This window comes from Acidiphilium cryptum JF-5 (assembly GCF_000016725.1).
In the GTDB taxonomy this organism is placed as follows: Bacteria; Pseudomonadota; Alphaproteobacteria; order Acetobacterales; family Acetobacteraceae; genus Acidiphilium; species Acidiphilium multivorum.
Window position 1 is genome coordinate 2,492,266 of record NC_009484.1, and the last position, 12,054, is coordinate 2,504,319.

Sequence of the window (12,054 nt, forward strand, 5' to 3'; positions counted from 1 at the left end):
GCCTATCGGTAACACGGGCGCGGGTCGGCCTCGGCCACCCGCTCCCAGTGCGCGCGCAGCAGCGCGATCTTGTCGAACACCAGTGCGAGGTCCGCCATTTCGCGCGCAAGGCGCCGCTCGGTGGCAAGGCCGCGATGCGACGGCTCGCCGGAAATCAGCCGCGCCCCCGCCGAGACCCTGAGCCAGCCGACCTGCCCGCCCGCGCCGTCCGGCAGGGCGACAGGCTGGCCGATATGGCAGATCCGCGCCGCCACGCGCCGCTCGGCGGCGGTGTCGAACAGGGCGGCGCAATCCGCATTCAGCCAGTGATAAAGCCGCCGGGCCGCTGCCGGGTCGAGCAGGCGTTCCGCCGCCCCTGGCGCGCGCACGGCGAAAGCAAAGACGCTGCGCAGCGTATCCCATCCTTCGCCCTCGCGCGCCGGATCGGGCACATCCTGCAGCACGAAGACATCATGACGGGCAACCGCCGCCTCGACTGCCTTGCGGAAGCGCAGGATCACCTCGGCCTTGCGCGCATCCGACACAGAGGCGAGCGCCCTGAATTCGGCGAGCGCCGCCCGCCAGCGCAACAGCAGACCGTAATTGGCGCCCTCCGGAAGCGCCCGCGCCGCCTTTGCCGCGGGGGGCCATTCGCCCCGGCTGAAATAGGCCTCAAGCCCCGCGGGCAGCCTGCCGCGCCCCAGCCGCCGGGCGATCGCCGGCGGAATCAGCGCGGCCCCCGCAAAGGGCGGGCCGGTGAGAAACTTCGAGCCGGTCACCTGCACGACGGCGTCAAGGCCGAGATAGGCGCGGATCCGCGCCGGGGCCATCCGCAGCTGACAGGCATCGACGACGATATCCAGACTGTCGCCGAAGCGGGCCCTCAGCCGCCGCAGCAACGCCATCGATGGTGCGAGCAGGCCGGTCTTGGACAGATCGAGCGCATGCAGGATCACGCGCCGGCCTGATGCCACGGCGGCCTCGACAGCTGCGACGATCTCCGCCTCGACCGCATCGCGATGACGCGGAGCGCCGCGTTCGTCCCGCAACGGAATCGAAACCAGTTCGGTATCCGGACGGAAGCCCTCGATGGGTGCCGCGCGAGAAACGTCATGCCCGTTTGCCGTATCGATCGCAAAATGCCGCCCGACCGCCGCCATCGGCACGCCGCTTCCCGTCTCCTCGGGCGCGAGCAGGATGGTCGTGATGGGGCGCACCGCGTCCGGCAGATGGCTCAGCGCCAGCGCCAGCAATTCGCTATCGGTGCCGGAAGCCGCAAGCACGACGGCTCCACCGCGCGGAAGGCCGAAATCGCGGCCGATCGTCCGCCTTACCGCAATGGCCTGACGCTCGATCGGGCGACGCGTACCCTCCAGCAGCATCGCGGCCGTGATCTTCAGCCGGAGGCGGTCCGCCGCTTCGTATCCCCGTTCGGAGACCGACGATGCGGTCGACGAGGCAAAGGTCACCGCCCAGGGGCGGGGCCGATGGCTGCAACCATAGCCGTTCAGATCGCTCTGGGGATCGCGCATCAGACGGATGTCGCCCCCCGTCTCCATGATCGACTCGGCGATCCCGATCACCGGCCATAGGGCGCGCAGCCTCGCGATGGCCGCCTCGTCCGCCACGGCCGCCCCGGCGCCGGCCACATAGTCCGCCAGACGGCGCGACACATCTGCCAAGCTGGCGGCACTGGGCGGCAGTTCCGCCGCCATCGTCGCTGCCCAGCCCATGCCGTCTGGCAGGGTCAGATGTTCGGCTTCCGCGAACTGGGCCGCGACGCGCGCAGCCGCAAGTCCGGCCAGAGGAAGCGGAACGCCCGCGCGCGCCAGGAGCATCCATTCGCCGGCCAGTCTCGCGGCAACGCGCGCAACGGCCGCCCCCGCGGCTTCATCGATCGTCGTTCGGCGGGCCGCGAAGTCGATCACGAGGTCCGACCGCGCCTCGCCAAGGCGACATTCCATTTCGCGAAGCATCCAGAACGCCACGTTCCGACGCAGTTCGGCACTCACCGGCATGTCTGCGCGGGTACCGGTGAGCCGGGCCGGCTCGGGCATGGGATCACTCATGAGAGGCTTATAGCCGTTCCCGGGCCGCTCGGCCAAACAGGTCAGGGATCATCGGCGCGGAACGCGTCGCGTATCGCGTGCACGTCATCCCCGACGAGCAGCACAACGTCGAAACGTGTCTCCGCTCGCCCCCAGTCCGGCTGGCCGGCGAGGACGATGGCCGCCGCGGCGACAAGACGCCGGCGCTGGCGCGGCGCAACCGATTCGATCGCGGACCGCAGAGCATTCCGTGCCTTTACCTCCACGAAGACGAGCGTTGTGCGGTCGGCCACCACGAGGTCGAGTTCGCCCGCCGCCGTGCGCAGCCTTTGCGCAAGCACAACAAAGCCTTGTGCGGCGTACCATCCGGCGACACGCCTCTCGGCATCGCGCCCTCGATGCTCGGCCCGCCGACGGGCGGCTGCCCGTCTTTCAGATTCGTTTCTCACACCGATTGTCTCGACAAATTAATAAGAATACGGCATATGCAATTTTTCAGATGCCATAGCCATGACGATTCGGTCCGATGTCAGGATAATCGAGGTTCATGCCCAGAATTTAGTATGCCGATAATATTTTGCGTCCCGATCTATTTCTGATAGAAACGGATTGAAAATTAGGCTCCGCATTTGGAACAAGTTCGTGTTTTAAAAGTGAGAACGGATGATGCATTTTAACGATATTGGTCAGCAACTCCGGGCCTACCGCATGGAATCCGGTCTCAAGGCCGAGGAAATTGCTGCCCGTCTCGGCGTATCCCGCGCGGCTCTCTACCGCTATGAGAAAGGCGAGGTCATCAAGCTCGACACCGTCAAGCGCCTCGCGGAGCTGCTCAAGATCTCGCCGCTGACCCTGCTCGGGATCGGCATCGAATATTACAGCCGTCCGATCGGCTACCTCGAAAGGCTGCGACAGATCGAGGAGACATCCGATCAAATCCTGCAATTTTTCGGGCCGGTCTGCTACCTGACGACCTCGGATGAATATGACTCGACCCTGACCCAGGTGTTCGAGGAAAACGCGGAATCGAGCGGACAGGATCGGGCCATGGCCCGCTCGGCGGCGGAACAGGTTCTGGGCGTGCTCTCGGTTCGCAAACGCATGTTCGTGGCGCGCCGCCCGTCGGTCATCGCGATTTTCACGACCACCGCGCTACGACGATTCATGGAGCAGGGCATCGCCAGCGCGCTGCCGCTTTCCGAAAAGCTGCGTCGGAAGTGCCGCGAAACCGCTCGCAGGGAAGTCGAACGCATGGTCGAACTGATGGAGAGCGAGCCGATCGGCCTGCAATTCGGCCTCATGTCCGGGGCCGAACCGAACGGCCCCTTTACGATTCTGCGCGCGCGCGAGCGCGCATCGCTGTCGATCAATCCCTTCTCGACCGACGCGCCGCCGGATGCTCAGACCGGCGTCGCCATGATTACGAGCGCGGAAGATGCCGTGATGACGCATCAGCGTATCGCCGAAGGCGCCTGGCGCGATGCCATCAAGGGCCGCGCCGCCGCCGCGGAGGTGCGACGGATGCTCGAGCCTGCCATGGCCTGACTCGACGCGCCGGCGGGGAGACAAATCTTCGCCGGCGAGTTAATGCTCGGGCATGTCATCCCCACTGATCTCGACGGAAGCGCTCGCTGCAACGCTCGACGACCCGGCCCTCGTCGTTTTCGACGCGTCGTTTTACCTGCCGAACGAGCGACAGGATGCGCTGTCGCTGTTTGACGAGGCGCACCTGCCGGGCGCAGCCTTCTTCGATATCGAGCGCATTGCCGATACGACCTCGCACCTGCCCCATATGCTCCCGGATGAAGGAGGTTTTGCCTCTGCCGTCGAGGCGCTCGGGGTCGGCAATGACAGCCGGATCGTGGTCTATGACCAGCGAGGCCTGTTTTCGGCGGCTCGCGGCTGGTGGATGTTTCGCGTCTTTGGCCACGAGAACGTCTTCGTGCTCGACGGCGGATTACCGAAATGGCGCGCCGAGGGCCGCCCGCTCGAACAGGGCAAAGCCAACCTGAGACCACTAGGCCGCTTCATTGCCCGGTTCGATCCCTCCCGTGTGCGGGACCGCGCGGCGATTGAAGCCAATGTGGCGTGTCGAGCGGAAACCGTGCTCGATGCCCGGGCCGCCGGCCGCTACGCCGCCACAGTGCCGGAGCCGCGCGCCGGCATGCGCGGCGGCCACGTCCCCGGCGCCCGTTCGCTACCCTATTCCGAACTTCTGGGCGCTGACGCAACCATGCTCCCGCCGGATGCGTTGCGCGCCCGCTTCGCCGCCGCCGGCATCGACGATACCAGCCGCCCGGTCACGATGTGCGGCTCGGGCGTCACTGCCGCGGTTCTCACCCTCGGCCTGGCGCGCGCCGGCCTGCCGATGGGCGCGCTCTATGACGGCTCATGGGCCGAATGGGGCGCCCTGCCCGACACCCCGGTTGCCACCGGAGAGGATCCCGCATGACTGAAGATCGCTTCGAAACCCGCCTCTCCCTGGCCTCACGCCGGCCGGTCAAGTCGCACGGCTATGTGAATCCCAAGCTCGTCCGCGGCTCCACCGTGCTCTATCCCTCCTGTGCCGCGCGCCGCGAAATCGGCAAGCGCCGCCTCGAACAGGAGGAGATCTACGGTCTCTATGGCAGCGAAACCCATTTCGCGCTGGAAAACGTGGTCGCCGAAATCGAGGGCGGCACGCATTGCCAGATCGTCTCCTCGGGCCTTGCCGCCATCACCGTGCCGCTGCTCGCCTGGCTGAAGGCGGGCGACCACATGCTGGTGCCGGACTCCGTCTATGGCCCGACGCGCCGCTTCTGCGACAGTGTACTCGCCCGCTATGGCGTCGCCACCACCTATTACGATCCGCTTATCGCCGAAGACCGGCTGGCGGCGCTGATGCGCCCGCAAACCACGGCCATCTTTTCCGAGAGCCCCGGCAGCCACACTTTCGAGGTGCAGGACGTGCCGATGCTCGCCCGCGTCGCCCACGCGCATGGCGCCAAGCTGTTCATGGACAATACCTGGGGCATCCGCACCTTCCAGCCCTTCCGCCACGGGGTCGACGTGTCGATCCAGGCGCTGACGAAATATGTCGGCGGCCATTCCGACATCGTGCTCGGCGCCATCACCGTCGCGACGGATGAGGACTGGGCCTGGCTGCGCGCCGGCGCGCTCGATCTCGGCCAGTACGCCTCGCCGGACGATTGCTGGCTGGCCCTGCGCGGCGCGCGCACCCTCACGGTCCGCCTCGCCGAGCAGGAACGCGCGGCCCTCGCCGTCGCCACCTGGCTCGCGGACCGGCCGGAAGTGCTGCGCGTGCTGCATCCCGCCCTGCCCTCCTGCCCCGGCCACGAATTCTGGAAGCGCGATTTCACCGGCGCCTGCGGCCTGTTCGGCGTGGTGTTCCAGCCCGAGCATGATTACGACGCCGTCTGCGCGATGGCCGACGCGCTGCGCCTGTTCGGCATCGGCGCGTCCTGGGGCGGCTATGAGAGCCTCGCCCTGCCGACCACCAACACCATCACCCGCACCGAAGGCACCGGCCGCTTCGGCGGCGAGATGCTGCGGCTGCAGATCGGCCTCGAACACACCGACGACCTGATCGCCGATCTCGAACAGGGCCTCGCCGTGCTGCGCGGCCAGGCCCGCACCACCTGCGCCTCGCCGCCCTGCATGGCCGGGGAATTGCAAGACGGCTTCAGCCCGGACGGCACGGCATGACCCACCCCGTCATCACCGCCGCCCGCTTCAACGAAGCCGGACTCATTCCCGCCATCGCGCAGCAGCACGATACCGGCGAGGTGCTGATGATGGCCTGGATGAACGCGGAGTCGATCGCCGAGAGCCTCTCCACCGGGCAGGTCTGCTACTTCAGCCGCAGCCGGGGGAAGCTCTGGCGCAAGGGCGAAAGCTCGGGCCATGTGCAGCGCCTCGTAGAGATGCGGCTCGACTGCGATGGCGATACGCTGCTGCTCCTTGTCGAGCAGACCGGGCCGGCGTGCCACACCGGCGCGCATAACTGCTTCTTCCGCCGTGTCACCAAAGACGGGCTGGAGGAGATCGCCTAGAGCACTTTCCGATCCTTTCGGATCGGATGTAGTGCTCTATCATATTGATAAACAGAGCATCGCCATCCGATCAGATGACTCCATCTGATCGGATGATGCTCTAAGCAGTTTTCGGCCGTCAGGCCGCGGCGTCAACGCGGCGCGTCAGACGTGGAAACTCTCGCCGCAGCCACAGCGGCCCTTCTCGTTCGGGTTTTCGAAGGTGAAGCCCGAGGTGAATTTTTCCACCTTGTAGTCCATCACCGTGCCGATGAGGAACAGGGTGGCCTTGCGGTCGATCAGCACCGTGACCCCCTTGTCGCTCACCTGTTCGTCGGTCGGCGCCGGCTCGTCCACCCAGTTCATCTCGTAGGACAGGCCGGAACACCCCTTGGTACCAACACTGATTCGCAGCAGCCGGCCCTGCTGGCCGTTTTCATACAGCGCGCGAAGGCGATCGGCGGCGGCATCGGTCAGCTGCATCAGCGGCGGCAGGCTGCGGCGGGGCGGTGCGGATTCGGTGCGGATCGTGGTCATCGCAGACTCCTCAGAACATGTTGAGGGCGAGGCGCGCCTCGTCGCTCATCCGCGAGGGATCCCAGGGCGGATCCCACACGGTCTCGACCTCTACCTCGCTCACCCCCGGCACCGTCCCCACCGCGAGGCGCACCGCCTCGGGCAGTTCCTGCGCGCTGGGGCAGGCTGGCGCGGTCAGCGTCATCTCCACCTTCACCGCCCCACCCTCGATCTCGATCGCGTAGATCAGGCCGAGCTCGAAGATGTTCACCGGAATTTCCGGGTCATAGACCGTGGAAATCGCCGCGATCACGTTCTCCTCGCTCACCAGCGGCGCGGTTTCGCCCTCCGGCGTCCAGGTGGTCACGGGTTCGGTCCTGGCCATGTCATCCGCCATGTCCGGTCTCCATCGTCTTGGTCAGCGCGGCGCGCAGCGCCTGCCAGGGAAGTGTGGCGCAGCGGTGGCGCGAGCGATATTCATGAACGCCCGACAGCGCCCGCAATTCGCTGAAATCCTCGCGGTCGGGCACCGCCCCGGTCGCCACCATCGCCTCGAAGGCGTCGGCAAGCTCCTCGGCCGCCGCGCGCGAGCGCCCGGCCACCGCATCCGCCATCAGATCGGCCGAGGCGACGCAGATCGCGCAGCCGCGGGTCTCGTGCCACACCTCGCCGATCGCCCCGCCCGCGCAGCTCAGGCGCAGATGCACCCGGTCGCCGCACATCGGGTTGTCGCCCTCCGCCTCGGCATCGAAGCGCGCCGGCCGGCCGGCATGCAGCGGCGCGCGGGCGCGCTCCATGATCAGCCGCTGGTAGAGATCGCCGACATCCGCCGCACCGCTCATCCGCCGAACACCTGCTGCACGCGCCGCAGCCCCGCCGCCAGCGCGTCGATCTCCTCCATCGTCGTATAGACGCCGAACGTCGCGCGGGCGGTGCTGTCGAGCCCGAGCCGGCGGGTCAGCGGTTCGGCGCAATGATGCCCGGCCCGCACCGCGATCCCCTGCTTGTCGAGCAGGGTGGCGACGTCGTGCGCATGCACCCCGTCCATGGTGAAGGCGACGACCCCGCCGCGGTCCTGCGCCCGCCCGACCACATGGACGCCGCCGATCGCATCGAGCGTCGCCAGCGCGTGATCGGTCAGCGCCCGCTCATGCGACGCGATCGCCGGAAACCCGATCGCGTTCACATAATCGATCGCTGCCGCGAGACCCACCGCCTCGACGATCGCCGGCGTTCCCGCCTCGAACCGGTAGGGCGGCTCCGCCCAGGTCGATTTTTCGTAGCTCACGCTGCGGATCATGTCGCCGCCGCCGAGGAAGGGCGGCATCGCGTCGAGCAGCTCGCGCTTGCCGAACAGCACCCCGATGCCGGACGGCCCGTAGAGCTTGTGGCCGGAGAACACGTAGAAATCCGCATCGATCGCACGGACGTCCACCGCCCGGTGCACCACCGCCTGCGCGCCATCGAGCAGCAGCCGCGCCCCGCGCTCGTGCGCAAAGGCGGCAAGCCGCTCCACCGGCGTGTAGGTGCCGAGCACGTTCGACATATGGGTGATCGCCAGCAGCCGCACCCGCCCATCGGCGAATTGCCGCTCCAGATCGGCGAAGTCGAGCTCGCCGGCATCGGTGATCTTCGCGATGCGCAGCTCGATCCCGTGCGAATCCCGCAGCATCTGCCAGGGCACGAGATTGGCGTGGTGCTCCATCTCGCTCACCACCACCGCATCGCCCGGACGCAGCGCCGACCGGCCGAAGGTCGCGGCGACGAGGTTGATCCCCTCGGTCGCGTTGCGCACGAAGACGATCTCCTCCCGCGCCGCGTTAAGGAAAGCCGCCGCCTTGTCGCGCGCGGCCTCGTAGTCGTCCGAGGCGCGCTCGCTCAGCCAGTGCAGCCCGCGATGGACATTGGCGTAGCGTGTCTCCATCGAGCGGACCATCGCATCGATCACCGCGCGCGGCTTCTGCGCCGAGGCGCCGCTATCGAGAAACACCAGTTTCTTGCCATGCACCGTCTGCGACAGGATGGGGAAATCGGCGCGGATGCGCGCGATGTCGAAGCCGGGCTGCTCGATGGCCGCGCTCATGCCCCCTCCCGCCACCAGGCGCCGATCGCCGCCTCGAAGACGGCCCGCGCCGCCTCATCGGTCACCGGCTCCAGCGCCTCGTCGAGAAAGGCGCGGATCAGGATCGATTTTGCCTCCGCCGCCGGCACGCCGCGGCTGCGCAGGTAGAAAAGCTGTTCGGGGTCGAGCGCGCCGATCGTCGCGCCATGGCTGCACTTCACGTCGTCGGCGAAGATTTCCAGCTCCGGCTTGCTGTCGATCTCCGCCTCGTCGGAGAGCAGCAGCGCCTGGTTCATCTGATAGCCGTCGGTCTTCTGCGCGATGCGATCGACCTCGATCCGGCCCTGGAAGACACCGCGCGCCGCCCCGGCCAGGACCGATTTCACCGTCTGCCGCGAGGCGCAGTCCGGCGCGTCGTGCCGCACCACCGTGGTCACGTCGCCATGCTGGGTGCCGGCGAGCAGTTGCGCCGCGTTGAGATGCACATCCGCCGCCGGGCCGGTCAGCCGCGCATGGGTCTCGTTGCGGCTGAGCCGGGCGCCGCGATTGAGGGTGAAGCTCTCATAGCCCGCTCCGCCCGCGATCTCGGCGAAGATGGTCGCGACATGCACCGCCTCGGCGGATTCGTCCTGGAGCCGATAATGGTTGAGCCGCGCCCCCGCGCCGAGGTCAACCTCGAAGACCGGCGCATGCAGGTAGCTGCCCTCGCCACGCGCCGTCTCGATCAGCGTCAGCGTCGCACCGGCGCCGAGCACGATCCGGTGGCGCGGCGCGATGGCCGGCATCGTCTCGCCCCGGCCCGCCGCCAGCGCCACCAGGAACAGCGTGCCGCCCTGCTGGCCCGGCGCCAGGGTGATGGCCACGCCATCCTCCGCCAGCGCGGTGTTCAGCGCGACGACCACGCCGCCGCGCGCCGGATCCGCCGCCGCATCGCCCAGCTGGCTCACCCAGTCGGGCGCCGCCGAACGCGCGGCATCGAACCGGCCGTTGACGAACACGACGCGCGGCCCCTCCGGCAGTTCAGCCGCGACCTCCACCGCCGGGGCGGGGCCGAGAGCAAAACCGCGCAGCCCGGCCGCGAGATCGGTATAGTGCCAGGCCTCGTCGCGCTTCGTCGGCCAGCCGCCGGCGCGCACCCGCGCTGCCGCCGCCTCCCGCGCGGCCGCGCCCGGCAGCGCGGCGAGATCGAAACCGTCGAGCAGGTCAGTCCCGCTCATGCCGCCTCCAGCCCCGCATAACCGTTGGCCTCCAGTTCGCGCGCAAGCTCCGGCCCACCGGAGCGGACGATCTTGCCGGCCGCCAGCACATGCACCCGGTCCGGCACGATATGGTCGAGCAGCCGCTGATAATGCGTGATCACCAACGCCGAGAAACTGGGCCCGCGCAGCGCGTTCACCCCTTCGGCGACGATCTTGAGCGCATCGATATCGAGCCCGGAGTCGGTCTCGTCGAGCAGCGCCAGGGTCGGCTTCAGCAGTGCCATCTGCAGCACCTCGTTGCGCTTCTTCTCGCCGCCCGAGAACCCGACATTGACGTTCCGCTTCAGCATGTCGTCCGGCATTTTCAGCGCCTTCACCGCCGCCCGCGCTTCCTTGAGGAACTGAACGGCGTCGAGCTCCGCCTCGCCGCGCGCCCGGCGGATCGCGTTCAGCGCGGTGCGGATGAAATTGGCGTTGCCCACCCCCGGCAGTTCGACCGGATACTGGAAGGCGAGGAACACACCCGCCGCCGCCCGCTCTTCCGGCTCCATCGCCAGCAGGTCGGCGCCGTTATACGTCACGCTGCCGCCGGTGACCTCGTAGCCCTCGCGGCCCGACAGCACGTAGGACAGGGTGGATTTTCCCGCCCCGTTCGGCCCCATGATCGCGTGCACCTCGCCCTCCGGCACGGTCAGGTCGATCCCGCGCAGGATCTCCTTGCCATCGATGGTCGCGGTCAGTCCCTTGATTTCAAGCATGTTGCGTCCTCAGCCCACGGAGCCTTCGAGAGACACGGCGAGCAGCTTCTGCGCCTCGACCGCGAACTCCATCGGCAATTCCTTCAAAACGTCCCGGCAGAAGCCGTTGACCAGCAGCCCCACCGCGTCCTCTTCCGAAAGCCCGCGCGAGCGGCAGTAGAACAGCTGGTCATCGGCGATCTTCGAGGTTGTCGCCTCGTGCTCCACCTTGGCGGTGCGGTTGCGACTCTCGATATAGGGCACCGTATGCGCGCCGCAGCGATCGCCGATCAGCAGACTGTCGCACTGGGTGAAGTTCCGCGCATTCGTCGCCCGCGGCATGATCCGCACCAGGCCGCGATAGGTGTTGTTCGAGCGTCCGGCCGAAATCCCCTTGGAGACGATCGTGCTCGTCGTGTTCGGCGCCAGATGGATCATCTTGGTGCCGGTATCGGCCTGCTGGAAATTGTTCGTCACCGCCACCGAGTAGAACTCGCCGGTCGAGCCCTCGCCCTGCAGGATGCAGGAGGGATATTTCCAGGTGATCGCCGAGCCGGTTTCCACCTGGGTCCAGGAAATCTTCGAGTTCCGCCCCCGGCAGGCGCCGCGCTTGGTCACGAAGTTATAGATGCCGCCGCGCCCCTCGGCATCGCCCGGATACCAGTTCTGCACGGTCGAATACTTGATCGTCGCCTCGTCGAGCGCCACGAGCTCGACCACCGCGGCGTGAAGCTGGTTCTCGTCGCGCATCGGCGCCGTGCAGCCCTCGAGATACGACACGCTGGCCCCAGCCTCGGCGACGATCAGTGTGCGCTCGAACTGGCCGGTGTTGCGGGCGTTGATGCGGAAATAGGTCGAAAGCTCCATCGGGCAGCGCACGCCCTTCGGCACGAAGACGAAGCTGCCATCGGAAAACACCGCCGAGTTCAGCGCCGCGTAATAGTTGTCGCCCGCCGGCACGACGCTGCCGAGATATTTCCGTACCAGATCGGGATGCTCGCGCACCGCCTCGGAAATCGAGCAGAAGATCACCCCGGCCTTGGCCAGCGACTCCCGGAACGTGGTCGCGACCGAAACGCTGTCGAACACGGCATCGACGGCGATTCCCGCCAGCGCCGCGCGCTCGTTCAGCGGAATGCCGAGCTTCTCGTACATCGCGAGAAGTTCGGGATCGACCTCGTCCAGCGACTTCGGCGCCGGCTTCTTCGGCGCCGCGTAATAATGCAGGTCCTGATAGTCGATTTTCGGATGGCGGATGCGCGCCCAAGCCGGGTCTTCCATGGAGAGCCAGGCGCGATAGGCCTTGAGCCGCCATTCGAGCAGCCATTCCGGCTCGCCCTTCTTCGCCGAGATGAGCCGGACGATGTCCTCGTTCAGCCCCTTGGGCGCGAACTCCATCTCGATATTGGTCTCGAAGCCGAACTTGTAGCCGCCGCCGGATATCCGGTCGACGGTCTCGATCGTCTCGTTCACGGCAGGCAT

13 protein-coding genes are annotated in these 12,054 nt (G+C 67.4%); 4 read left to right on the top strand and 9 right to left on the bottom strand.

All coding sequences use genetic code 11. The features are described 5' to 3' along the window. Positions 1-2 precede the first annotated feature (2 nt). A complete protein-coding gene (locus ACRY_RS13770) occupies positions 3-2,036 on the bottom strand; it encodes a hypothetical protein (RefSeq protein ID WP_012039916.1) in 2,034 nt (677 codons plus the stop codon). 53 nt (positions 2,037-2,089) lie between these two features. After that, complete coding sequence (locus ACRY_RS13775) at positions 2,090-2,476, bottom strand: YraN family protein (RefSeq protein ID WP_012039917.1); 387 nt, start codon at positions 2,474-2,476, stop codon at positions 2,090-2,092. Between the two features lie 217 nt (positions 2,477-2,693). Here ACRY_RS13775 and ACRY_RS13780 point away from each other — a divergent pair, with 217 nt between their 5' ends. The 4 genes from ACRY_RS13780 to hisI are packed head-to-tail and all read left to right on the top strand — an operon-like array spanning position 2,694 to position 6,079. Further along, entirely contained in the window at positions 2,694-3,572 is an 879-nt protein-coding gene (locus tag ACRY_RS13780; protein ID WP_007422203.1) for a helix-turn-helix domain-containing protein, read from the top strand. Positions 3,573-3,624: 52 nt separating this feature from the next. After that, a complete protein-coding gene (locus tag ACRY_RS13785) occupies positions 3,625-4,479 on the top strand; it encodes a sulfurtransferase (RefSeq protein ID WP_012039919.1) in 855 nt (284 codons plus the stop codon). Beyond that, the gene (gene metC / locus ACRY_RS13790) at positions 4,476-5,732 is read left to right on the top strand and encodes a cystathionine beta-lyase (protein WP_007422205.1); all 1,257 of its coding nucleotides are present in this window, start codon (positions 4,476-4,478) and stop codon (positions 5,730-5,732) included. The genes ACRY_RS13785 and metC overlap by 4 nt, the downstream gene beginning before the upstream one ends. Continuing rightward, on the top strand, positions 5,729-6,079 hold the full coding sequence (hisI, locus tag ACRY_RS13795; protein WP_012039920.1) for a phosphoribosyl-AMP cyclohydrolase: 351 nt from the start codon (positions 5,729-5,731) through the stop codon (positions 6,077-6,079). Before metC ends, hisI begins: the two co-directional genes overlap by 4 nt. 144 nt (positions 6,080-6,223) lie before the next feature. Here hisI and ACRY_RS13800 read toward each other — a convergent pair whose 3' ends face one another. Genes ACRY_RS13800 through sufB form a run of 7 tightly spaced genes read right to left on the bottom strand, consistent with a single transcriptional unit; the run spans position 6,224 to position 12,054 of the window. Further along, positions 6,224-6,595, bottom strand: a complete 372-nt coding sequence (locus ACRY_RS13800; protein ID WP_012039921.1) for a HesB/IscA family protein — start codon at positions 6,593-6,595, stop codon at positions 6,224-6,226. Positions 6,596-6,605: 10 nt separating this feature from the next. Further along, positions 6,606-6,971 carry a DUF59 domain-containing protein gene (locus tag ACRY_RS13805; RefSeq protein WP_012039922.1) on the bottom strand — a complete coding sequence of 122 codons (366 nt, stop codon included), beginning with the start codon at positions 6,969-6,971 and terminating at the stop codon, positions 6,606-6,608. Then, positions 6,961-7,416 carry a Fe-S cluster assembly sulfur transfer protein SufU gene (gene sufU / locus ACRY_RS13810; protein ID WP_007422209.1) on the bottom strand — a complete coding sequence of 152 codons (456 nt, stop codon included), beginning with the start codon at positions 7,414-7,416 and terminating at the stop codon, positions 6,961-6,963. Before sufU ends, ACRY_RS13805 begins: the two co-directional genes overlap by 11 nt. Continuing rightward, positions 7,413-8,657: an aminotransferase class V-fold PLP-dependent enzyme gene (locus tag ACRY_RS13815; protein ID WP_012039923.1), complete on the bottom strand. Its 1,245-nt coding sequence runs from the start codon at positions 8,655-8,657 to the stop codon at positions 7,413-7,415. Before ACRY_RS13815 ends, sufU begins: the two co-directional genes overlap by 4 nt. Continuing rightward, positions 8,654-9,853: a Fe-S cluster assembly protein SufD gene (gene sufD, locus ACRY_RS13820; protein WP_012039924.1), complete on the bottom strand. Its 1,200-nt coding sequence runs from the start codon at positions 9,851-9,853 to the stop codon at positions 8,654-8,656. The genes ACRY_RS13815 and sufD overlap by 4 nt, the downstream gene beginning before the upstream one ends. Next, complete coding sequence (sufC, locus tag ACRY_RS13825; protein WP_012039925.1) at positions 9,850-10,593, bottom strand: Fe-S cluster assembly ATPase SufC; 744 nt, start codon at positions 10,591-10,593, stop codon at positions 9,850-9,852. The genes sufD and sufC overlap by 4 nt, the downstream gene beginning before the upstream one ends. A gap of 9 nt (positions 10,594-10,602) precedes the next feature. Beyond that, positions 10,603-12,054, bottom strand: coding sequence for a Fe-S cluster assembly protein SufB (gene sufB / locus ACRY_RS13830; protein ID WP_007422813.1), 1,452 nt, complete (start codon positions 12,052-12,054; stop codon positions 10,603-10,605).

Coding starts and splice junctions, on each gene's coding strand:
- ACRY_RS13770 (WP_012039916.1), bottom strand. CDS start 2,036: ATGCCCGAGCCGGCCCGGCTCACCGGTACCCGCGCAGACATGCCGGTG.
- ACRY_RS13780 (WP_007422203.1), top strand. CDS start 2,694: ATGCATTTTAACGATATTGGTCAGCAACTCCGGGCCTACCGCATGGAA.
- ACRY_RS13785 (WP_012039919.1), top strand. CDS start 3,625: ATGTCATCCCCACTGATCTCGACGGAAGCGCTCGCTGCAACGCTCGAC.
- metC (WP_007422205.1), top strand. CDS start 4,476: ATGACTGAAGATCGCTTCGAAACCCGCCTCTCCCTGGCCTCACGCCGG.
- hisI (WP_012039920.1), top strand. CDS start 5,729: ATGACCCACCCCGTCATCACCGCCGCCCGCTTCAACGAAGCCGGACTC.
- ACRY_RS13800 (WP_012039921.1), bottom strand. CDS start 6,595: ATGACCACGATCCGCACCGAATCCGCACCGCCCCGCCGCAGCCTGCCG.
- ACRY_RS13805 (WP_012039922.1), bottom strand. CDS start 6,971: ATGGCGGATGACATGGCCAGGACCGAACCCGTGACCACCTGGACGCCG.
- sufU (WP_007422209.1), bottom strand. CDS start 7,416: ATGAGCGGTGCGGCGGATGTCGGCGATCTCTACCAGCGGCTGATCATG.
- ACRY_RS13815 (WP_012039923.1), bottom strand. CDS start 8,657: ATGAGCGCGGCCATCGAGCAGCCCGGCTTCGACATCGCGCGCATCCGC.
- sufD (WP_012039924.1), bottom strand. CDS start 9,853: ATGAGCGGGACTGACCTGCTCGACGGTTTCGATCTCGCCGCGCTGCCG.
- sufC (WP_012039925.1), bottom strand. CDS start 10,593: ATGCTTGAAATCAAGGGACTGACCGCGACCATCGATGGCAAGGAGATC.
- sufB (WP_007422813.1), bottom strand. CDS start 12,054: ATGCCTGCCGTGAACGAGACGATCGAGACCGTCGACCGGATATCCGGC.